Genomic DNA, 21,676 nt, shown 5'->3' on the forward strand with positions numbered 1-21,676 from the left:
ATTTAAAGACTATAATTAATGAGCAATATAAATCAGGAAAAAAAGCCCGAAAAGCAGCCAAAAAATTCAGTGCCGAGGGCGAGGAAAGTTGACCATATTCTGGAAACGCACGGTGACAAAAGAAATGATCCGTATTTCTGGCTGAACGAAAGGGAAAACCCGGAAGTTTTGGCGTACCTGAAAGCAGAAAATTCCTACGCGGACGCGGTGATGAAAGATACCGAAGATTTTCAGCAACAACTTTTTGATGAAATGAAAGCGCGTTACAAGGAAAACGACGAATCTTTGCCGTATTTTTTCAACGAATACTGGTACATCGTACGTTACGAGGAAGGCAAAGAACATCCGCTTTTCACCAGAAAACATTTGACTTTAGAAAATCCCGAAGAGTTGATTCTCGATGTAAATATTCTGGCCGAAAAGCACAAATTTTTTGAAGTTGGCAGCGTCGCGGTTTCACCTAATAATAAACTTGCGAGCTATTCTTCGGACAACATGGGACGCAGAATTTACGAGCTGAATTTTAAAAACCTGGAAAACGGCGAAATTTTACAGGATCAAATTCCCAACACGACCGGAAAAGCGGTTTGGGCAAACGACAACGAGCATGTTTTCTACATCCGGAAAGATGAAAGTCTGCGCGCTTTTCAGGTTTATTTGCATCAACTTGGAACGGATTCTTCGCAGGATGTTTTGGTTTTCCACGAGAAAGATGAAACTTTTGACGTTAATGTTTACAAAACCAAATCGCTGGAATATATTTTCATTGCGAGTTCCAGCACAATTTCTGATGAACAGCGTTTCATTCCGGCGAGCGATGTTTTGGCGGAATGGAAAATCATTCAACCAAGAATTGACGATCTGGAATACGCGGTGGAACATTATCAGGATGAATTTTATATCATCACTAATGCTGATGACGCTACGAATTTTAAACTCGTAAAAACAAAAGTTGCACAACCGGGAATTGAATTTTGGACAGATGTTATTCCGCACCGCGAAGATGTTTTGCTGGAAGGTTTTGAAATTTTTAATAAATATCTTGTTCTTGAAGAAAGAACTGAAGGTTTGCTGCAGCTGAAGATTATAAATTCTACCGACAATTCTGTCCATTTTTTACCTTTTTCCGATCCTACGTATACCGCTTATATCGGTTTAAATCTGGAATTTGATACCGATAAACTTCGTTATGGCTACACTTCTTTGACGCAGCCAAGTTCAACTTTCGAATATGACATGAAGGAACGAACCACAATTCTCCTGAAACAGCAGGAAGTTTTAGGTGGCGATTTTTCACCCGAAAATTATATTTCCGAAAGAATCTGGGCAAAAGCGCGCGACGGAAAAAAAGTGCCGATTTCGCTGGTTTTTCATAAAGATACTCCGAAATCTTCGGAAACACCTTTGTTGCTTTACGGTTACGGAAGTTACGGTCACACGGTGGACGCAAGCTTTTCAAACGTGCGGCTTTCGCTTTTAAACCGCGGTTTTATTTTTGCAATCGCGCATATTCGTGGTGGCGAATATTTGGGCCGCGAGTGGTATGAAGACGGAAAAATGCTGAATAAAAAGAACACTTTTTTCGATTTTATCGATGCGGCGAAACATTTGATTAAAGAAAATTACACCTTATCAAAACATTTGTATGCGATGGGCGGCAGCGCCGGCGGACTTTTGGTAGGGGCAGTGATGAACTACGAACCAGAACTTTTCAACGGAATTGTGGCGCAGGTTCCATTCGTGGACGTTGTTACCACGATGTTGGATGAAACTATTCCGCTGACAACGGGTGAATTTGATGAATGGGGAAATCCGAAAAAGAAAAAATACTACGAGTATATGAAATCGTATTCGCCGTACGATAATATTGAAGCGAAAAATTACCCGAATTTACTCATCACCACTGGTTTTCACGATTCTCAGGTGCAATATTGGGAACCCGCAAAATGGACTGCGAAATTTCGGGATGTGAAAACTGACCAAAATCTGCTTATCTTTAAAACCGATTTAAGCTCCGGTCACGGCGGCGCCAGCGGGAGATTTGAATCTTTAAAGGAAGACGCGCTGGAATATGCTTTTTTAATGAAATTAGAGAATAAAATTGATGGAAAATAAATCAGAAAGCCAATTGTGGTCGGAAGTAGAAGAATTTTTTGTAAAAACGTTTGATACCGAAAAGCACCCGCAGATCGATACGATTTTATTTTTGATTGGTGTGCAGGAACTGGGTAGCGGCCAGCAGAAATATACGAAAGATGATAAGTTGAACATCCTGCACATTGCGGTTTGTAGATTATTGGAGCCTTTTGGGTACTACAAATTTTCGCATTACGATGATGATGGTTATCCGCATTTTGATGAGGTAGATAAACTTCCAGAACTGAAGCCGAACGAACAACAGATTTTAATGAAAAAAGCGATCATTCAATATTTTATCGACGAAGAACTTATTAATTAAAAAAAGGCCGAAAAGAAATTTTCGGCCTTTTTTAGGCAAATTTTTTAAAAATGCCTGAACTAACTTTTTGGATTTTCCAAGATGTTTTCCAGTTGCTGCAGACTTTTCAGCACGCGCTCTTCAAACCCGAGTTTCATTAAAGTTTTCATTTCCTCTTCAGAACCGAAATGAATATTGATGGTCAGCTTCATGCCTTCTTCCACACCGGTAAAACCCACAAGCCAGTTGGAAGTGGGGATCAGCGGATTAATTTCTCCGTGTTCATCGGCCATAAAATCTGTAAAATCAAAACTTCTTCCGCTGTTGATTTCATGAAATTTAAATCCGGCAAATTGGGTTTGATTTTCCGGATTCGTCATTTTATACTTCCAGAAGCCGTTTGGTGCAAAATTCATTTCCACAGTTTCTGCTTTCCACGGCGCTGGCGCCCACCAGCGTTCCAGCAAAGTTGCTTCGGTGAAATGCGACCAAACTTCGGTTGCCTGGACATTTAAAATTTTCATAATATACACCGTGGCTGCCTGTTCGTCGGTATTGAAGATGACTTTTGCTTTCATTTTTCTTGTTTTCACAAATTTAGCTATTATTTACCAGACGGTTTTTGCGTGATTTATTAAATTAAAATTAACTATAATTAGTTAAATAAAAGATTTTTAAGAAAATAAGCACAATATAACGGCTAAAAATTTGTTATAACAGTGTTAAAATCATTAATTTTAACAATTCATATTTAAAATTTCTGATGAACAATAAGTTTATACCATTTATCTCTGTCCTGATGACGATTTCCATGATCGTCTTTGTTACGCTTCAGCTTTATTGGTTGAAGGAACTTTACGGCGCTTTGAATCAGGATTTTAGCAATAAAGTTTATTCCTCTATGGAATCTTCTGCGTTGAAGATTTCACAGCTTGAAAATGAAAAATACCTGAACCAGGATTTTAAAAATTTCGGAAAAAGCGTTGTTGACAGCAGCAATAAACCAACGCAAACTTACATTCAGCAAAATTCCGATGCCGGAAACCGCGAAACTGTAATTTTCCAGAAAAGCATCGTTGAAAACCAAAATTTTCCGATTTCTCAGAAAGGTGACAGTTTAAAACTGACAAATCTCTACACCGATGAGGGGATTCTTCAGATTAAAAAATCGCCAAACACCACCGAACCGCTGACGGCACAAATGAGCAAAGACATTAATAATAATACGTATGCGCTGCGCCAGTTTGTAAAATTAAGCGCCTCCAGCTTGCCGATAGAAAAAAGAGTTGATGTAAAAACGCTGGATTCGGTGTTGTCCAATGAACTGAAATTAAGCGGTTTAAGCACGAAATTCGGGTTTGCAGTTATCGACCGCACAAATAAAATGACAAAAGTGGTGAATCCGACTTTTTTGGAGGAAAAAGATAAAAATAATTACACTTATCCGCTTTTTACCGACAGCAAAGACCGGCCGCTTTACACGCTGGCGCTGGTTTTCCCGCGCAAAGATTATTCTTTGGCGAAAAATAATTTGCCTATGCTGCTCGGAACTTTTATGTCCTTGCTTACGATTTTGGGAATTTATATTATTTCCATTAATTATATGATGCGTCAGAAAAAAATTGCGGAAGTGAAAACCGATTTCATCAACAATATGTCGCACGAATTTAAAACTCCTTTAGCGACGATTTCGGTGGCGACAGATTCTTTGGCAAATGATAAAATTGCAACGAATCCGGAGAAAGTAAAATATTATTCCGGTTTGATCAAGCAGGAGAATCTACGAATGAAAAAGCAGGTGGAAAATGTGCTGAATATGTCTAAACTAGAGCGGAATGAGGTTAAATTATTTTTAAAGGAAACCGACGTGCGAAGTCTCATAAAAGAGATTACAGAATCTTTCGGCCTCATCGTTGCAAATCGCGATGGTACGCTGACTCAGGAGTTTAACACCGAAAAATATGTCTTTAAGATTGATGAATTTCACATTTCTAATGCGCTTGTAAACCTGCTGGATAACGCCAATAAATATTCGCCCGAAGCACCGGAAATAAAAGTAAGCACCCGGAATGAAGGAAACTGGTACATCATTGAAATCGCTGACAAAGGGATCGGAATGGAAACCGACAATAAATCCAGGATTTTCGAGAAATTTTTCCGCGAAGAAACGGGTAATATTCACAATGTAAAAGGTCAGGGTCTTGGATTATCTTATGTGAAGAAAATCATTGAACTCCATAAAGGCGTTGTATTGGTGGAATCTCAAAAAGGTCTTGGAAGCAAGTTCACCATCAAATTACCGATGGTTTAAAAAAAATAAAAAAGTAGGTGAAAGCCGTATAACATTAAACAAATAAATTATGAGCAACAGAATCTTATTAGTAGAAGACGACCAAAGTTTTGGTGCGGTTTTGAAGGATTATTTATCCATTAATAATTTCGAGGTTACCCTTGCAACGGACGGTGAACAGGGCTTGAAAGAATTTACGGAAAACGAGTTTGATATCTGTATTTTCGATGTGATGATGCCGAAAAAAGATGGTTTCAGTTTGGCGGAAGACGTAAAGCGCATTGATAAAAATATTCCCATAATTTTCCTCACCGCGCGGAATATGCGCGAAGATATCCTGAAAGGTTACCAGCTGGGCGCCGACGATTATATTACAAAACCTTTCGATACCGAACTGCTTCTTTACAAAATAAAAGCGATTTTGCAGCGCAGCGCGACATTGGAAAATGATGAGCAGGAACAGTTTAAAATCAGCAATATATTTTTCGATTCGATGTTGAGACAATTGCGTGTTGGTGAAAATGAATACAAGCTTTCGCCAAAAGAAAACGAACTGCTGAAACTGCTTTGCCAGCACCGCAATGATTTTATGCCGCGAGATTTGGCTTTGAGAAAAATCTGGAAAAAAGAAAATTATTTCACCGCGAGAAGTATGGATGTTTACATCGCGAAGCTGAGAAAACTGCTGAAAGACGATGACGGTTTGGAAATCATCAATGTTCACGGTGAAGGTTTCCGTCTTTTGGTGAAAAATTAGGCCAAATAGCCGGTAATTTTTTGTTTTGAAATTCCGGCAGTTTTTAGCAATTGCCAAAACTGAAAAATTCGGTGTTTTAGCGGCAAATTTTTTTGATTTAAATAAAATTAGCGATTTGCTAAAACAGGAAAATTTGCTCTTTTACTAGGTAATTTTTTTGATTTAAATAAATGCACTTTTTAGTGTTGTGCTAAATTGAAAAAATTAGCCATTAAAGCAGGTAATTTTTTTAGTTTTATTTAAAGCCAGTTTTCAGCGTGTTCCAAAATAGAAAAATTTGCCGTTAAAGCAGGTAATTTTTAATAATTAAAAAAATAAGAGCCACTTTCAAAAAAAGTGGCTCTTATTATATATGGTGTATTGTGAAATTATTTTGCTTCCACACAGAAAACGCGGTATTGTATCGGCAGTGCGCTCGGGAATTGCTGTTTGATTCGGGCGAGATCCGCCGCCGCACTTTTTTTGGTAAAATAACTACCGGCCATTACTTTATAGTTTGGTCTTAGCGAGGCATCGATTTCAACTTTCATATTCGGGAAACGTCTGCGGAAAAACATACCGACTTCGCGCGCTTCTTCATTACTTTTTACCACCGCCAACTGAATTTTGTAACCCATAATTCTTGGGTTTCTACGGCAGATTTCGGCATCGGTAAGTTCGCGTTCCGGTACGGCGATTTTCGGTTCTGAGGTTCTGCCCTCATTATTTCCGGAAAATGTAGTGCTAGGTGTGGCACATTTATCTTCGATATTGGCAAGCAGGTCGTTCACGTTCTGGTCCATCACAATGGTAAGTGGCGTACCGTTGATGGTGTCGTTTTTTATAACTTGCTGTGCGGTAAAGAAATTAACCGAAAAAAGGGAAAACAGGGCAAATATCTTAAAATAGTTTTTCATCGAATATATTTTGCACAAATTTAAAACAAATAAAAATTATAGGAGTATTTGTTATTTAGAACCTTTATAAATTAAACCAAAACCTCCGATGGATACGTAATCGGCTGTTAAGATTCTGTTAAAAGTCTTATTTTTGCCAAGTTGAAAGTAAACTCAATACAATTTACTAACCCAAGATTTTATAAATGATTAGTTGGAGAAAGCATTACAAAAGAGGTCTTATCGCAATAGGTCTATTGCTGTCGACCAGTGCTTCTATTTACGCTCAGGGAGATGCAAAAAACGGTGAAAAGCTTTTCAAAGCGCAATGTACCGCGTGTCACGCTTTAGACAAGCAACTTGTAGGTCCTGCTTTAGGTGGCGTAGTAGAGAGACTCAAAACGGAGCAAAATTTAGATACCGATTGGCTTCATAAGTGGATTAAAGATAACAAATCTTTACGAGAATCGGGCGATAAATATGCCATTGAAGTCTATGAAAAATTCAACAAAGTTGAGATGACGCCGTTTCCTAATCTTAGTGATCAGGAAATCGATGACATCTTAGAATACACCACAAATCCTCCTGCTGCAGAGCCAGCTGCTGATGCTACCGCTGCCGGTGCGCCGGGTGCTCCTGCCGGGATGGACGCCGTAACCGCTCTTGAAGTTTCCAAAAGAGAATCCATGAACTCTAAAGTGATTTTGATTTCGCTTTTAGCTATTGGTGCTCTTTTGCTTTGGTTGTTGCTAAAACTGCGACAGCTGGTAAAACTTCAGCAAGACGATGATCTGGTAGGTGTAAATGCTAATAAAGCGGTTTCTTTCGGGGAGCTTTACAGAAAATATCATTACGTAGGAAAAGGGCTTGTAGTTCTTTTGGGAATTTTTGCCGCCTACGGAATTTGGAACAGCTTAATGTGGATCGGAGTATACAAAGGTTATAAACCGGATCAGCCGATTTATTTCTCGCACAAAATTCACGCAGGTGAAAACAAAATTGACTGTCAGCTTTGTCACTCTTCCGCGAAATATGGTAAAGTTTCGGAAATTCCATCAATGAACGTGTGTATGAACTGTCACCGAAATATTGCTGAATACAACGGCAAATATATGGAGCCAGGAAAAGACAAGGCTTTCTATGACGGTGAAATTCAGAAAATTTATGCTGCTACCGGCTGGGATCCAGCGTCACAACAGTACACCGGAAAAACGCAACCTGTTGAATGGACGAGAATTCACAATATGCCGGATTTCGTTTACTTTAACCACGCACAGCACGTAGTCGCCGGCGAAACCGCAATTATCAACGGATTTAACCAAAAAAATCCTGATGCTAAAATTGATGTGGTTTGTAAAGCATGTCACGGACAGGTTGACACAATGAACGTGGTACAGATGGCAAACGACTTCACTATGGGTTGGTGTATCGAATGTCACCGAACTACCGAAGTGGATATGAAAAATGGTTATAATCAGGAATATTTCAAAAATCTACATGAGAAGCTGAAAAAACAGTATGGCTCGGGTGCGAAAGTTACCGTAGATGCAATTGGTGGTCTTGAGTGTGGTAAATGTCATTATTAATAACAAAAATTAGAAGTATCAATGGCTTCAAATAAAATACAATTCAGAAGTATTCAAGAACTGAAAGATCCTACGCTGAACGGGAAACTGGCTCAGAAGGAATTTCAGACAGAAATCCCGGTGGACGAGGTATTAGATTCGTCGCGGTCTTCCGACTCAGGGACTTCACGTAGAGATTTCCTTAAGCTTTTAGGATTTTCTACAGCAGCTGTTACTTTAGCAGCTTGTGAGGCGCCGGTTATTAAAACAATTCCGTACGTGGTAAAACCGCACGAAATTATTCCGGGTATCCCAAATTATTATGCAAGTACCTACTTTGACGGATTTGATTTTGCAAGTGTTTTAGTGAAAACCAGAGAGGGGCGTCCAATTAAAATTGAACCGAATCCTTTAGCTGGAGATTTAGGTAAAACCCGCGCAAGAACTCAGGCGTCCGTCCTTACTTTATACGATAACGAAAAAGTAAAACAGCCAAAACTTAACGGTAAAGACGAAACTTTCGATAAAGTAGATGATTTCGTTCTTAAGGGTCTTACGGATGCCCAGAGCTTTGGTAAAAAAATAGTTGTTTTATCGCATTCTTTCCCTTCACCGACATTTAAAAAATTGTTTGGTGAATTCAAAGCAAAATATCCTACAGCAGAACTGGTAACTTATGATGCTTTACCATACAGCGCAGCGTTGGATGCAGCTCAGGAAGTATTCGGTCAGCGTGCTTTACCGGTTTACGATCTTTCTAAAACTCAGCTGGTAGTTTCTTTCCAGGCAGATTTCTTAGGAGATTTTAACGGTGGAAATTTAGATACTTCTTACGCAGCAGCTAGAAAACCGGGCCCGGACATGATGAGACACATCCAGGTGGAGTCCAACATGACTTTGACAGGGGCTAATGCTGATACAAGAATACGCTTGAAACCAAGTGCAGTAAATAAAGTTTTAGTTGAAGTTTACAACGGTTTGAACGGTGGAGCAATCAGCAAAGAAGCTGGTGAAATTGTAAAAGAATTACAGGCAAAAGGCAGCAACGCTGTTGTGTTTGCTGACGGTTCTAAAGCGGCTCATGTTTTAGCTAACTTAATTAACCAAAAATTAGGTTCTAGCGCTTTCACCGGAAAAGCAAGTTTCTTAAAAGAATTTGACGGTGCACGATACAAAGAGTTTTTATCGTGGTTAAATGCAGGTCAGGTTGGTGTTTTAATCGCGAACAATGTAAACCCGATTTATTCCAACATTCAGGGCGAAAATTTCAGAAAATCTCTGGAAAAAGTTCCTTATGTAATTGCGGTTACCGATAAGAAAAATGAAATGTATAAAGCAGCGAAAGCTGTAATACCGGTAGCAAACTGGTTGGAATCCTGGGGAGATTTAGCGCCGCAGACGGGAATTTATACATTGATGCAGCCTACCATCCAGAAAATCTTTAAATCAAGACAGATTGAAGAATCTCTTTTGGTTTGGATGAACGGAAAAGGCAACGAAGCAAACAATTACTACGATTATTTAAAGGCGAACGCTCAAACTTTATTGGGTTCTACAACCTTTAATCAAGCCTTATACAACGGTATTATAGCGGGTGGAAACACCGCGTCATTAAGCTATTCCGGTGGAAATGCACAACAGGCAATCGCTGAATTGGGAGGTTTTAAAGCTTCTGATTTAGAATTGGTGCTATATACCAAAACTGCTGTAGGTGACGGTACACAAGCCAACAACCCATGGTTGCAGGAATTACCGGACCCAATCACCAGAATGACTTGGGACAACTATTTAACAGTTTCTCCAAAAGATGCGGCGAGATTAGGTATCGATAACGATCTCAACGGCAGAATGCAGCTGAACGGCTCTTTAGTAAATCTTACCGCAAACGGCGTAACCTTGAAAAATGTGCCGGTTTATATTCAGCCAGGCCAGGCAGACGGTTCTGTGGGACTTGCTTTAGGTTATGGTAAAAAGAATTCCGGGAAAGTTGCCGAAACAGGGGTAAATGCTTATCCGATTTTCGATGGAAGCAATTTGGTTCTTTCAAATGTGAAAATTGAAAAAACTGGTGATCTGCATGAATTTGCAGGGATGCAGCTTCAAAATACTTTAATGGGCCGTTACGAAATTGCAAGAGAGGTTTCTTTGGATACGTTCTTAAATGTAAAATTCGATGACGAAAAATTAGGTTGGAACAAACCTTTGGAATATCATACCATCGGAGGTGCTTTACCGGCAGGTAAAATTGACCTTTGGGATGCTTTCGATGATACCGACGGGCCACACTTTAATTTGTCAGTTGACCTTAACTCATGTATCGGATGTGGCGCCTGCGTTGTAGCTTGTCAGGCAGAAAACAATATTCCGGTTGTTGGTAAAGATGAAGTAAGAATGTCCCGTGATATGTTTTGGTTAAGAATTGACCGTTACTATACCACAGATATTCCAGCTGAAGTTGACACCAATAAAGACAGTAAACTTTCTCAGGAAGAAGCAATTACAGCGGACCTTAATGTACCAGGAATGTACGGTCACTTCATGGATAAAGAAAGTGGAATACTTAATCACCCGGCAGAAAATCCGGATGTGATCTTCCAGCCGGTGATGTGCCAGCACTGTAACCACGCACCATGTGAAACGGTTTGTCCTGTAGCTGCTACTTCTCACGGTAAGCAAGGTCAGAACCAGATGGCTTACAACAGATGTATCGGTACAAGATACTGTGCGAACAACTGCCCTTATAAAGTTAGACGTTTCAATTGGTTTACTTATAACCTTAATGATAAATTCGACTTCAATCAAAACAATGATTTAGGCAGAATGGTTCTTAACCCTGATGTTGTTGTAAGAACAAGAGGGGTAATGGAAAAATGTTCAATGTGTATTCAAAAAACACAGAACGTAATTCTTGAAGCTAAAAAAGAAGGCAGAATTGTAAAAGATGGTGAGTTCTCTACTGCCTGTTCAAACGCCTGTCCGACTGGTGCCTATACATTTGGTGATATGAATGATAAGAACTCTGAAGTTCGCAAATTATTCAGCACCAACAGGAAGTATACTTTGCTGGAAGAAATTGGGACTAAACCTAACGTATTCTACCACACCAAAGTGAGAAATAGAAAAGAAAATAATGTTTAAATAATAAATAGGTAAAAAATGTCAGGACATTACGAAGCTCCGATAAGGGAACCTTTAATTATTGGTCACAAGACTTATCACGATATCTCCGAGGATATCGCCAGACCTATAGAAGAAAGAGCAGGGAAGTTATGGTGGGTTTCTTTTTGGATCGCATTAGCCCTTTTCGTCTACGGATTTGGTTGTATTGCGTACACCATCGGTACCGGTATTGGTGCTTGGGGACTTAACCGAACCAACAACTGGGGCTGGGATATTACCAACTTTGTATGGTGGGTAGGTATCGGTCACGCAGGAACACTTATTTCTGCTGTACTTTTATTATTTAGACAAAGATGGAGAATGTCTGTAAACCGTTCTGCGGAAGCGATGACGATTTTCGCGGTAGTTCAGGCAGCGATCTTCCCGGTAATTCACATGGGTAGAGTTTGGGTAGGATATTGGGTTTTCCCTTTACCAAACCAATTCGGTTCACTTTGGACCAACTTTAACTCGCCACTACTTTGGGACGTATTTGCAATTTCTACTTATTTCTCCGTATCCACAGTTTTCTGGTTTATGGGGTTGATTCCGGATTTTGCGATGATCAGAGACCGTGCAAAAACTCCTTGGACCAAAAGAATCTATACCTTCTTGTCTTTCGGATGGGGTGGAAAAGCAAAACACTGGCAGCGTTTCGAAGAATTATCTTTGGTATTGGCAGGATTGGCAACTCCACTTGTATTCTCGGTACACACCACGGTATCCTTTGACTTTGCTACGTCCGTAATTAAAGGTTGGCACTCCACCATTTATCCGCCATATTTCGTTGCGGGAGCAATTTTCTCAGGCTTCGCAATGGTACAGACGCTTCTATTAGTAGCTAGAAAAGTAGCACACTTAGAAGATTATATTACCATGTATCATATCGAGATTATGAACATTGTAATTATAGTAACAGGTGGTATGGTAACTGTAGCTTATGCTACTGAATATTTTATCGCATGGTATTCCGGATCAAGATATGAGGATTTCACCTACCTTTCACCAGGGGCGGCAACCGGACCTTACTGGTGGGCGTTCTGGGCATTGATCATCTGTAACTTGGTAATTCCAGCTTTATTCTGGTTCAAGAAAATCAGAACAAACATTTTCGCGACATTTATTATCGCTTTGGTAATCAACATCGGGATGTGGTTTGAAAGATTTGACATTATCGTTATCAATATTTCCAGAGATTATTTACCAAGTTCCTGGACAATGTTTAAACCTTCAATTATTGATGTCGGCGTCTATTTAGGAACAATTGGTTTCTTCGGAGTTTTATTCTTATTGTACGCCAGAACCTTCCCGGTAATCGCACAGGCAGAATTGAAGACCATCTTGAAGATATCAGGTGAAACTTATAAAGCTAAAGAAGAAGAAGATGAGCACCACTAAAAGAATATACGGCATGTATGCCGACGACGATGATTTATTGGAAGGTGTAAAAGCTTTCAACGATAAAGGTATTGCGATTGCAGAAGTCTACACACCATTCCCGGTACACGGGCTGGACAAGGCTTTAGGTTTAAGAAAAACCAGAATTTCTGACGCTGCTTTTATTTACGCAGTGTACGGTTTAACAATCGGTGCTTTGGTTACCTGGTATACCATGAATCATGACTGGCCAATGAATATTGGTGGTAAGCCTGCATTTACGTGGGGTGAAAATATGCCCGCTTTCGTGGTTCCAATGTTTGAATTAATGGTTTTCTGTGCAGCACACATGATGTCCCTTACCTTTTTGGTGAGAAACAAAATGTATCCTGGATGCCCACCGCAAAACCCGGATCCGCGCACGACCGATGATAAATTCATGATGGAATTTGTTACAGACAATGTAGATGCAGTAAAACAAATCCTGATTGATACCGGGGTTGAAGAAATAACTGTAAAAGATGCTTAAGATGACAAAGAATATAATTAAAGTTACAGCAATCTTAGGATTCGCCGCAATTAGCTTAAGTTCTTGCAGCGACGCAAATCCGCCTTTGGTTTATTTTCCGGATATGTATTTTCCAGTAGCGTACGATCCTTTGATGAAGGCTGAAGATGCATACTCAGACCACGATAATTCCATTCCTGCTTTTGTTAAAAATAATGGAGGTACCGGTCTTGGTTCTGTGAACGGAACAGTAGCACAAAACGAAGAAGGTATTGCAGATCAGGCGGCAAACAAAGCAATGACCCCGGATGAATACAATGCGGGTTACGACGAGTCCAAAATGCTAACAACTTCACCGTTAGATGCTGCAAACCAAGAAAAAGACATCAAAAGGGGCAAAATTTTATACGATCAAACCTGTGCTGCTTGTCACGGCGTAGCTGGTGACGGTCAGGGACCAATCGTAGAAAGTGGTGCGTATCTGGGTGTTCCGAAATATGCAGACCGGGAACTTACCGTAGGTTCTGTGCACTATGTCTTAACAAATGGGAGAAATGCTATGGGATCATATGCGGGTCAGCTGAAACCTGGTGACCGTTGGAGAGTTTCCCTTTACGTGATGAATGCCTTCAAAGGTGGAACATCAGCAGCTCCTGCAGCTTCTGCTACAACTGCCGCAGCAGCACCTGCTACAGCGGACGCAGCCGCGCCGGGAGCACCATCTAGTACGAGTCCTAAAAAATAAAAAGAGTAATAAAATGTATAGTTTTTCACCGAAATTAAGATTATATTCAATCATATTCATCATAGCGGGATTGGTGCTTTTTGGCGCAGGTTATTTTATGAACCATGCTGCAGATGATGCACAAATTGAACATATGATGGAGGCTGTTCATGCAGGCGGTAATCACGCTCCTTCCAACTCCAGCGAGCTTGTTGGACCGCAGGATCACGCGGCGCACTTGGAGCATGCTAAACTTCAGTTCCATAATCAGCCGTTAGCAGCAATTCACACCGTTGCAGTTTTCCTTTTTGCGTTAAGCTGTTGTGCCTTGTTTTTCTACGCCATTCAAACGGCTTCACACGCAGGTTGGTCCATTATCATCTTACGGGTGATGGAGGCAATCGCTTCATTTATTCCATGGGCGGGGGCGATCATCGTGATCATTATGTTGCTGAACGTTTCCCATTTAGGACATCTCTTCCATTGGATGGATCCTGAACTCACCGAAAAAGGAAACCCGAATTTTGATGCAATCTTATTTGAAAAGAAAACATTTTTAAATATTCCTTTTTATGCGGTAAGAACATTAATTTATGTAATCGGTGCTTCTTTCTTCGCCTGGAAACTTAAAAGCCTTTCCAAAAAAGTGGACGAAACAAAAAGTAGAGCTACCTATGCCACTTATTATAACTGGAATGTAGGATATATCGCTTTCTTCGGTTTCGCATCTGCAGCTTGGGCTTGGGATTGGTTAATGTCCATCGATCCGCACTGGTATTCTACCATGTATATCTGGTATGCGATGGTAAGTACATTAGCTTCCTCAATTGCTGCGATTTTATTAATCAGCGTTTATTTGAAGAAAAAAGGTTTCTTACCTCAGTTTAATGATAACCACTTACATGATTTAGGCGTATTCTTATTTGCTTCTACGATGTTGTGGACTTATACCTGGTTTGCACAGTTCATGTTGTACTGGTATGCAAATATTCCGGAAGAAGTAAACTACTTCTACGGTCGATTTGAATACTACGGTTGGGCATTCTGGTTAATCTTGGTTTTAAACTTTGCACTTCCGTTAATGGTTATGGTAAGTTCCAGCATCAAAAGAAACTATACCGTAATGACTACGATGGCGATCATCATTATCTGCGGGCACTGGTTAGTGTATTACAATATGGTAATGCCGGGCTCCGTAGGTCCATACTGGGAAAATATCACCGGATTGTTAACTAATCTTGGTGCAGTGCTATTCGGCTTTGGATTATTCGTTTTCGCAGTGATGACCGCATTGTCTAAACGCAAATTAATTCCGGAAGGAAATCCATTCGTTCACGAATCAAAAATTTATGAATATCCTTTCTAAGCGAATATTCATATCAAATACAATCCCGGCCTTTGTCGGGATTTTTTTATAAATTTGTTTTAAACCAAACTCTGATGAGAATTAACTTTTTAACCGATATTTCGCCAAAGGCAATTTTAAAAAAAAGCCGCTTTTTGCTCCTAATTTTTGTTTTTGCCGCGCTTGCAAGCTGTAAGAAAACCACCGTTGATGCAACCAATACGAAGACATTGCAGTCCAGTATCAATGATATGGCAACCAGTTTAACCACGTTGCAGCAGGTAAAGTTTAGCGAAGCTCTATACATTATTAAAACTTTCGGTGTGGAGGCAGAAGGTTCCTATAACGAGCTGAAAGGTTTAGGAAATCTAATAAATGGCAAGAAAGTGCCGGAAATTTTTGCTTTAGCGGATAAAGTCGCAAAAAGCAACGGTATCGACTGGACAAGCACCGGACCACCGTCTTTAGGTGAAATGAACATTTTCGGGAACGAACTCGCTAAAGAGTCCGATCCGAATGAAGTTTCAGCAAACTCTTTAAGCATCGTGGTAAGTCCGCTCGGTAATGATGAAGTTTTAGGTCCGCAATCTTTGCAAATTGTCCCAAGACTGTTAGACAATAAAGGAAATAAGGTTGATTTTACCGGCGCAGCGCTGGAAGTTGTTATGCAGGTTTACAGTGGTGGCGCGCAGGTTTTGCAGGCTAAAAATTTAATGCAGGACAATAATTTTAAAGGTTTTACCTTAAGATACTCCTCGTTACCTTCCCAAAAAATCATCAATAACCAAATTGATATTACGGTTACGGTAAAAACCACGAAAAAGACGTTTAAAATGACTAAGGTCGGTATTGATGTCAATCCGAAAGCCTTACGTATGCCGCCCGGCGATCCCGCGCTAAATCCAGCAAATCCGGATGCACAGTTACCAACCGATTCCATTAGATTTAATGACGATACACCTGTTGACAAAGCTGTAATTCCCGCAGGGGATCCGAAAGCTACGGTTTCACGTTTCCTCAACAATCTTTCTGCTCAAAATTTAAGAGGTGCTTATGCCACAGCCGATAATCCGGGTTGGGGCTCTTACGATCAGTTTTCCAATCCAACTTCCGGTTTTGGTGGAGTTAAAGGTGTAAACGTAAAAAATATAGCAACCACTTCAGTGAATCCAAATGCTGCAAGCGTAAACGCCACGTATGACATCACAGACAAAGACGGAAAAACAACAGCTATCCAGGTGACTTTCGGGCTTAAAAATACAAATGGAGAGTGGAAGATTTCCAGCTATAAAATCAATCAATAATGAATCAGCAGTTAGTAGAAGATTTAGAAAAAACCATCGAAAATATCCCGAATTTTCCGAAAGAGGGAATTCAGTTCAAAGATATTACGCCCATTTTCCTGAATCCGCAGCTTTACAAAGATGTCATCAGAGATCTTGCGGCGTTCAGCCGTGATAAAATTGATGTGGTTTGCGGAATCGAAAGTCGCGGCTATTTATTTGGAATCGCCATCGCTGTCGCTTTAGACGTTCCGTTCATTTTAATCCGAAAAAAAGGCAAATTACCACCGCCTTTCGTCGGACAAAAATACGATCTGGAATACGGCTCCGCCGAAATTGAAATGCGCACCGGCCAGCTGAAACCGAAGCAAAGAGTTTTAATCCACGATGACTTATTAGCAACCGGCGGCACTACAGAAGCGGCAGCGCTCTTGATAGAAAAGCAGGGTGGTGTGGTTTCGCAGTTCAGCTTTTTAATCGCTTTGAAAGATTTGGGTGGCGAAGAACGCTTGAAAAAATTCAATGCAGAAGTTCACCAGATTCTGAGTTACTAAAAACGAAAAAAATAGTGTGTTTAGCAGGTAAAATTTCGCGGCGGAATGGCGGCTTCTTTTTTAGAAACTTAATTTTGTATATCGCTCAAAAACAGTTAAATTTGCACTTCAATTTTTATTAAATTATGGCAAAACAGAGACCTCACATCAACAAAAACGATATGGAAGGTAAGGAAACGGTAGAAGTTTTCAAAGATTTAGATCGCGGTGCTTTAGATACCGAAAGATTTCTGGAAAAAAATGCAAAACTTCTGACCATCATTTTTGGTGCTTTAGTGATCGCTGTATTGGGCTTTTTTGCGTACAAACAGTTTTACGTGCAGCCGCGCAATGAAGAAGCAACTTTAAGCTATTTGTCTGCACAAAAAAATCTTGCCGAAGGTAAAACCGATTTAGCTTTAGGTGGAAAAAGTGCTGCAAACCCAGGATATTTAGGAACTTTCAAAGATTATTCAGATACTGAAGTTGGTAAACTTTCTGCTTATAATGCAGGATTAATTAAATTCAAAGAAGGTAAATATCAGGAAGCTTACGATTTGTTAGACAATTTTTCCAGCGACAGCAAAGTTTTAACTGCTTTGAAATATGGCGCAATGGCCGACAGCCAGTCTAATTTAAATAAAAACGAAGATGCGTTATCACTTTTAGATAAAGCAATTTCTGCAAGCGACGATCCGTACACGAAATATTATTTTACCAGAAAAGCCGGAACTTTAGCTCTTGCAATGAAGAAAAATGCGGAAGCAAAAAAATATTTCTCTACAATCGAGGAAAAATATGAAGATTACGATAACGGCATGTCTGACGCGTACATTGAAATGGTAAAATATTTCTAAAAAAATATAAAATGGCAACTGTAAATCTTTCAGATTATCAACCATTAAAAATCAGCGATGCCAGTTCTTTTAGAATTGGCATTGTTGTTTCCGAATGGAATGATTTTGTAACCGACAACCTGCGCGATGGTGCGCTGGAAACACTGCTAAAAGAAGGGATAAAAGAAGATCATATTAAAATCTTCAACGTGCCGGGTGCTTTTGAGCTTAATTATGCGACGATGCAACTCTGTAAAACCGGCTATTTCGATGCGGTAATTGCAATTGGCTGCGTCATCCGCGGCGAAACACCACATTTTGATTATGTTTGTTCCGCAGTTGCGCAGGGAATTAAAGATTGCAATATTCTGACGGATGTTCCGGCAATTTTTTGCCTTTTAACTGATGATACCAAAGAGCAATCGATTGCCAGAAGCGGTGGCCTGCTCGGAAATAAAGGAATTGAAGCGGCCGTTACAGCAATGCAGATGGTTGCTTTCAAACGAGATTTGTAAAGTCCGACTAGGTAGAATTAAATTTGTTTAGAGTGAAAAAAGCAGTCATCATTCCTTGCTATAATGAATCTTCGCGGCTGCCGGTCGACGGATATTCTGCGTTTTTAAAGGGGAATAATCACTGTAAAATAGTTTTCGTGAATGATGGTTCCACCGATGATACTTTAAGCATTCTTCAGCGACTACAACTAAATTTTCCGGAAAACGTTCAAATTATCGACTTGCCCGAAAACGGAGGTAAAGCTGCTGCGGTGCGGGCCGGAATGTTGGCTAGTAGCGATGCTGGCTTCGAAAAGCTTGGCTATCTCGACGCTGATCTTGCCACGTCACTTGAAGAATGGCTTGCAATTTCTAACAAGATTTCGGATGAAATTGTCTTTGCTTTTGGCTCCCGAATTTCTAAAATCGACAACTTCATTTCACGAAAAAAATACCGTCACTATTCCGGGCGGGTGATCGCTACTTTTATTTCCGAAGCTTTGGGAATTGCGGTTTATGACACGCAGTGTGGGTGCAAAGTTTTCCGTGCAGACATGGTGAGGGCGCTTTTTGAAGATAAATTTATCTCGAAATGGCTGTTTGATGTCGAGATTTTTTTCCGGCTGAAAAATATCCTTGGCGGACCAAAAATGTCGCAGTTCTGCCGTGAAATTCCTCTCGAACGTTGGCAGGACGTTGAAGAGTCCAAAGTTAAATTCACTTACTTCTTTAAGCTTTGGATCGATCTTTTTTTAATCGCTAAAAAATACCGAAATGCAGAAAACAGCATTTTATAATTCAACCAAATTCTACAAGATCGCGCTTGTTTGCTTAATTGTTACGCGTTTAATTTTAAATGCGCTGATTCCGCTAATGGACCAAACGGAAGCCCGCTATGCGGAAATTGCCAGACTGATGGCCGAAACCGGCAACTGGGTTACACCGCAGATTGACTATAATACACCGTTTTGGGCGAAACCTCCACTTTCTACATGGCTTTCCGCTTTATCAATCAAAGTTTTTGGAGTTAATGAATTCGCCGTGCGTTTTCCTGCTTTTGCAATTTCTATGTTGCTGATATTGCTATTGAAACCATTTGCCAAACGCGCAAACCTTCCGCTGGTTATACCTGCTTTTATTCTCTTTACGCTGCCGGAATTTTTATTGCATGTCGGGGTAGTTTCCACAGATATGACTCTGTTGCTCACTATTACGCTGATGATGGTTTCTTTTTGGGAAACCATGAACGGTGGAAAGCGTTATTGTGGATATCTTTTCTTTGTGGCAATAGGGCTCGGATTTTTAGCAAAAGGGCCTATTATTTTGCTGTTGACAGGTCCGCCGCTATTCGCGTGGACGGTTTGGTTTAAATCATTTCGAAAACTTTTAGCTTTTCCGTGGTTTATCGGTGTGCTGCTTGTCATCGCCGTGGCGCTGCCGTGGTATTATCTTGCTGAAAAAACAACACCGGGATTTCTGGAGTACTTTTTTGTTGGTGAGCATTACAAACGGTTTTTCGATGCTTCCTGGAAGGGTGATAAATATGGTTTTCCGAAAATCCAGCCTTTTGGTATTATCTGGGTTTTTCTGTTTTCACTGGCACTGCCCTGGATTATTTTTTTCGCAAATAAGGCTGTCAAACAACCAAAATTAATTCTTCAAGACCGTTGGCTTTTATTTCTAGCGCTGTGGGTTTTGTGGACTCCGCTGTTTTTCACCTCATCGAAAAGTCTCATCCACACTTATATTTTGCCGTGCTGCGTTCCGCTTGCGCTGTTTGTGGCAACTTATTGGGACAGCATTAAATACAAAAAAGCGTACGTCTGGTCCGCACTTGTTGTTCCGATACTTTCGGTTCTTATTATCCTGCTTTATTTTGTTCCCGGAGTTTTTGAAAACAATACTAATACTGATAAGTACATTTTAAAAAATTATAAAGGTGAAAAACTCTTCTACCTCGGAGAGAAAACGTATTCAAGCCAGTTTTACAGCAAAGGTCGCGTTAAAACTGTTCCGGTTGAAAAGTTAGACAGCCTGAAAAGCGCCGACAAAAACTTCCTTTTACTGGTCCGTAAACGAAATCTGGAATCAGTGCAAAATTCCCCCGAAATGATAAAGCTGGACGAAAGTCGGAAAAGTATTTTGTTTAAAGTAAAATAGTTTGCGGCGGCGTCCTCTTAATTGATAACTAGGTATATTTTTTGTTAATGTAAAAAATTAAAATAAACTATTATGAAATGGACAAATGATAGAAGTGGGAATGTAGATGACAGACGAGGCTCCGGCGGGGGCGGCATGCTTGTCGGTGGTGGTTTGGGAACCTTAATTATCGCAGCAATCATATTTTTTCTGGGTGGTGATCCGTCCGCTATTTTATCTTCGGGGACTGGCAGTGCTGGTCCGGCGACCGAACAGCGCGACTTAACAACTGAAGAACTTAAAGTTCGCGATTTTGTCGAAATGGTGACCGCTGAAAACGAGCAGACTTGGACTAAAATTTTTCAGGAAAACGGCATGCAGTACGAAGCCGCGAAAGTGGTGATGTTTGAAGATGTAACACAATCCGGTTGTGGCACAGCGCAGGCTGCAATGGGCCCATTTTACTGTCCCGCAGACCAAACCGTATATATGGATATGAGTTTCTTTAAAGAACTGGAGCAGCGTTTTGGTGCTCAGGTAACCGAGTTTTCAATAGCTTACGTAATGGCGCATGAAATCGGGCATCATGTGCAGACGCTTTTAGGAACCACCCAAAAAGTAAACCAGTTGCGAAACAGCGGTAGGTATTCTCAAACTGACATGAACCGCGTTTCTGTGGCAACAGAGCTACAGGCGGATTTTTATGCCGGAGTTTGGGCAAAACAAACCGATAATCGGGAAAATATTCTAGAACCTGGTGATATTGAGTCTGCAATTTCTGCAGCCGAAGCCGTTGGTGATGATAATATTCAGAAACGTTCGCAAGGTTATGTGAACCAGGAAGGTTTTACACACGGAAGTTCTGCACAGCGTAAAGAATGGTTTATGAAAGGTTATAACACGGGAGACATTCGTCAGGGAGATACTTTCAACGCTTTATTAAATTAGAAAAAAATGCTCCTATAGCACCGAAAAAAACCACCGAACAAAATGTTCGGTGGTTTTTAAATATATGAATGTAAATTGCGTTTTTTAATAGCCTTGATTCATGCCGGTCTCTGGACTAGTGGCATTGGTACTGGTAGTTTCGCTAACTTTATCTTTAACCTGTGAAGTCAGATCTGAAGCTTTTGACTTGATGTCGTTCCCCCACTGGTTGAAATTATCTTTAGCGGTGTTTACTTTGTCCTTTACCATTTGCTTTTCTTCCGGACTGGAATTTTTATATTTCCACCATGCAACTGCACCTAATCCTAATAATGCTAACAAGCCGTTTGTCTTGGTTCCCATAACTTTAATTTTTAATTATTTAATGAATAAAATTTTAAATTGATAGCATCTAATATGTAAATTT

20 protein-coding genes are annotated in these 21,676 nt (G+C 40.2%); 17 read left to right on the forward strand and 3 right to left on the reverse strand.

The window, feature by feature from the left end; all coding sequences use genetic code 11:
* Window positions 1–18 precede the first annotated feature (18 nt).
* Both BMZ55_RS07455 and BMZ55_RS07460 read left to right on the forward strand, forming a co-directional pair.
* The gene (locus BMZ55_RS07455) at window positions 19–2,115 is read left to right on the forward strand and encodes a S9 family peptidase (RefSeq protein ID WP_089819796.1); all 2,097 of its coding nucleotides are present in this window, start codon (window positions 19–21) and stop codon (window positions 2,113–2,115) included.
* Window positions 2,105–2,458 (forward strand): hypothetical protein, encoded by a 354-nt coding sequence (locus BMZ55_RS07460; RefSeq protein WP_089819797.1) that lies wholly within the window; start codon window positions 2,105–2,107, stop codon window positions 2,456–2,458. The genes BMZ55_RS07455 and BMZ55_RS07460 overlap by 11 nt, the downstream gene beginning before the upstream one ends.
* Window positions 2,459–2,517: 59 nt before the next feature.
* Here the strand turns inward: BMZ55_RS07460 and BMZ55_RS07465 are convergent, their stop codons facing one another.
* Entirely contained in the window at window positions 2,518–3,015 is a 498-nt protein-coding gene (locus BMZ55_RS07465; RefSeq protein ID WP_089819798.1) for an SRPBCC family protein, read from the reverse strand.
* A gap of 185 nt (window positions 3,016–3,200) precedes the next feature.
* Between BMZ55_RS07465 and BMZ55_RS07470 the strand changes: the two genes are divergently transcribed.
* Together BMZ55_RS07470 and BMZ55_RS07475 are read left to right on the forward strand one after the other, a co-directional pair.
* The gene (locus BMZ55_RS07470) at window positions 3,201–4,748 is read left to right on the forward strand and encodes a sensor histidine kinase (RefSeq protein ID WP_089819799.1); all 1,548 of its coding nucleotides are present in this window, start codon (window positions 3,201–3,203) and stop codon (window positions 4,746–4,748) included.
* Between the two features lie 49 nt (window positions 4,749–4,797).
* Window positions 4,798–5,484: a response regulator transcription factor gene (locus tag BMZ55_RS07475; protein ID WP_039340827.1), complete on the forward strand. Its 687-nt coding sequence runs from the start codon at window positions 4,798–4,800 to the stop codon at window positions 5,482–5,484.
* A gap of 368 nt (window positions 5,485–5,852) precedes the next feature.
* Here the strand turns inward: BMZ55_RS07475 and BMZ55_RS07480 are convergent, their stop codons facing one another.
* Complete coding sequence (locus BMZ55_RS07480; RefSeq protein WP_039340824.1) at window positions 5,853–6,380, reverse strand: SPOR domain-containing protein; 528 nt, start codon at window positions 6,378–6,380, stop codon at window positions 5,853–5,855.
* 185 nt (window positions 6,381–6,565) lie between these two features.
* Between BMZ55_RS07480 and BMZ55_RS07485 the strand changes: the two genes are divergently transcribed.
* The 13 genes from BMZ55_RS07485 (at window position 6,566) to ypfJ (ending at window position 21,270) form a co-directional block, all read left to right on the forward strand.
* The gene (locus tag BMZ55_RS07485) at window positions 6,566–7,945 is read left to right on the forward strand and encodes a c-type cytochrome (RefSeq protein ID WP_089819800.1); all 1,380 of its coding nucleotides are present in this window, start codon (window positions 6,566–6,568) and stop codon (window positions 7,943–7,945) included.
* Window positions 7,946–7,966: 21 nt separating this feature from the next.
* Window positions 7,967–11,062 carry a TAT-variant-translocated molybdopterin oxidoreductase gene (locus BMZ55_RS07490; RefSeq protein WP_089819801.1) on the forward strand — a complete coding sequence of 1,032 codons (3,096 nt, stop codon included), beginning with the start codon at window positions 7,967–7,969 and terminating at the stop codon, window positions 11,060–11,062.
* A gap of 18 nt (window positions 11,063–11,080) precedes the next feature.
* Window positions 11,081–12,481, forward strand: a complete 1,401-nt coding sequence (nrfD, locus tag BMZ55_RS07495) for an NrfD/PsrC family molybdoenzyme membrane anchor subunit (protein WP_039340815.1) — start codon at window positions 11,081–11,083, stop codon at window positions 12,479–12,481.
* Complete coding sequence (locus tag BMZ55_RS07500; RefSeq protein ID WP_089819802.1) at window positions 12,468–12,989, forward strand: DUF3341 domain-containing protein; 522 nt, start codon at window positions 12,468–12,470, stop codon at window positions 12,987–12,989. Before nrfD ends, BMZ55_RS07500 begins: the two co-directional genes overlap by 14 nt.
* Window positions 12,982–13,713: a c-type cytochrome gene (locus tag BMZ55_RS07505; protein ID WP_089819803.1), complete on the forward strand. Its 732-nt coding sequence runs from the start codon at window positions 12,982–12,984 to the stop codon at window positions 13,711–13,713. Before BMZ55_RS07500 ends, BMZ55_RS07505 begins: the two co-directional genes overlap by 8 nt.
* Window positions 13,714–13,726: 13 nt before the next feature.
* The gene (locus tag BMZ55_RS07510) at window positions 13,727–15,058 is read left to right on the forward strand and encodes a quinol:cytochrome C oxidoreductase (protein ID WP_089819804.1); all 1,332 of its coding nucleotides are present in this window, start codon (window positions 13,727–13,729) and stop codon (window positions 15,056–15,058) included.
* A 74-nt stretch (window positions 15,059–15,132) separates the two neighbouring features.
* Window positions 15,133–16,341, forward strand: coding sequence for a DUF6694 family lipoprotein (locus BMZ55_RS07515; protein WP_089819805.1), 1,209 nt, complete (start codon window positions 15,133–15,135; stop codon window positions 16,339–16,341).
* Window positions 16,341–16,874, forward strand: coding sequence for an adenine phosphoribosyltransferase (locus BMZ55_RS07520; RefSeq protein WP_089819806.1), 534 nt, complete (start codon window positions 16,341–16,343; stop codon window positions 16,872–16,874). The genes BMZ55_RS07515 and BMZ55_RS07520 overlap by 1 nt, the downstream gene beginning before the upstream one ends.
* A 125-nt stretch (window positions 16,875–16,999) precedes the next feature.
* On the forward strand, window positions 17,000–17,710 hold the full coding sequence (locus BMZ55_RS07525) for a YfgM family protein (protein WP_089819807.1): 711 nt from the start codon (window positions 17,000–17,002) through the stop codon (window positions 17,708–17,710).
* A gap of 11 nt (window positions 17,711–17,721) precedes the next feature.
* Window positions 17,722–18,204 (forward strand): 6,7-dimethyl-8-ribityllumazine synthase, encoded by a 483-nt coding sequence (ribH, locus tag BMZ55_RS07530; RefSeq protein ID WP_089819808.1) that lies wholly within the window; start codon window positions 17,722–17,724, stop codon window positions 18,202–18,204.
* Window positions 18,205–18,236: 32 nt separating this feature from the next.
* Window positions 18,237–18,980, forward strand: a complete 744-nt coding sequence (locus BMZ55_RS07535) for a glycosyltransferase (protein ID WP_089819809.1) — start codon at window positions 18,237–18,239, stop codon at window positions 18,978–18,980.
* Complete coding sequence (locus tag BMZ55_RS07540) at window positions 18,958–20,343, forward strand: ArnT family glycosyltransferase (protein ID WP_089819810.1); 1,386 nt, start codon at window positions 18,958–18,960, stop codon at window positions 20,341–20,343. The genes BMZ55_RS07535 and BMZ55_RS07540 overlap by 23 nt, the downstream gene beginning before the upstream one ends.
* A 72-nt stretch (window positions 20,344–20,415) precedes the next feature.
* Window positions 20,416–21,270: a KPN_02809 family neutral zinc metallopeptidase gene (ypfJ, locus tag BMZ55_RS07545; RefSeq protein ID WP_089819811.1), complete on the forward strand. Its 855-nt coding sequence runs from the start codon at window positions 20,416–20,418 to the stop codon at window positions 21,268–21,270.
* A gap of 84 nt (window positions 21,271–21,354) precedes the next feature.
* Here ypfJ and BMZ55_RS07550 read toward each other — a convergent pair whose 3' ends face one another.
* On the reverse strand, window positions 21,355–21,612 hold the full coding sequence (locus BMZ55_RS07550) for a YtxH domain-containing protein (protein WP_039340785.1): 258 nt from the start codon (window positions 21,610–21,612) through the stop codon (window positions 21,355–21,357).
* Window positions 21,613–21,676 lie beyond the last annotated feature (64 nt).

The sequence above is a fragment of the Kaistella treverensis genome (assembly GCF_900114045.1).
In the GTDB taxonomy this organism is placed as follows: Bacteria; Bacteroidota; Bacteroidia; order Flavobacteriales; family Weeksellaceae; genus Kaistella; species Kaistella treverensis.